The organism is Tatumella sp. UCD-D_suzukii (assembly GCF_000611875.2).
Lineage (GTDB): Bacteria > Pseudomonadota > Gammaproteobacteria > Enterobacterales > Enterobacteriaceae > Tatumella > Tatumella ptyseos.
The window spans coordinates 1-720 of the sequence record NZ_JFJX01000014.1 but is presented as its reverse complement, the minus strand read 5'-3'; the positions used below and the strand labels follow the sequence as shown (position 1 = coordinate 720).

The following is a 720-nucleotide window of genomic DNA, read 5'->3' as shown; positions in this document are numbered from 1 at the left end:
TGTAATAACGCTAAAACGGTCTGTGCTGCGACTTGGAAGCCTACAGGTTACGTTCCTGAGTCTGGTGAGAGTCAATCACAACCAACTGACGATATTGGTGGTGATACTGGTGGTTCTGAGACTGGTGGCGGTGATACTGGTGGTTCTGATACTGGTGGCTCTTCTGGCGGTTCTGATACGGGTGGCTCCTCTGGAGGTTCTTCCGGTGGCACGTCCGGTAAGTCACTAACTGAGGATCAAGTAGCTTCTGCTGTTGCTAAGGGCGTTAAAACGGAAACCCCTGATTTGTCAGAGGGCATCAAGGATAAACTTACCGAAGATGATACTTCTACAGATGACAAGCGATCAGCTGATGAGCAGACTCAAAATAATATTACTTCTCTTTGTGATAATTTAAATAATCTAGTTCGCGGTGCTTGTAAATTTGCTGACCCTGAGCAAAATACTGGTCATTATGGTGATGGTGATTCATAGTTTGATTTGGCAACTGCTCAAGCTAAAACTCAATTAAATATTGATAAAGATTCTCATGGCGGTGCTTGGGAATCATTTTTAAATGAAGGCGCTCTAAGGCCGTCTATTCCTACTGGTCATGGCTGTAGTAATTTTGTTATGTTTTCTGGTTCTGTTTATCAAATTGAGATAGGTTGCGATAAATTAGGCGATATAAAATCAATGCTTTCTTGGGTTATGTATTGTCTTACATTTTGGTATGTATTC

The 720-nt window shown here is 41.9% G+C and carries 2 pseudogenes; both read left to right on the top strand.

Going from position 1 to position 720, the window contains the following annotated elements:
• Window positions 1–474, top strand: a pseudogene (locus tag CG67_RS18260) (attachment protein); the annotation flags it as partial.
• Window positions 475–480: 6 nt separating this feature from the next.
• Window positions 481–720 (top strand): annotated as a pseudogene (locus tag CG67_RS18040) (attachment protein); the annotation flags it as partial.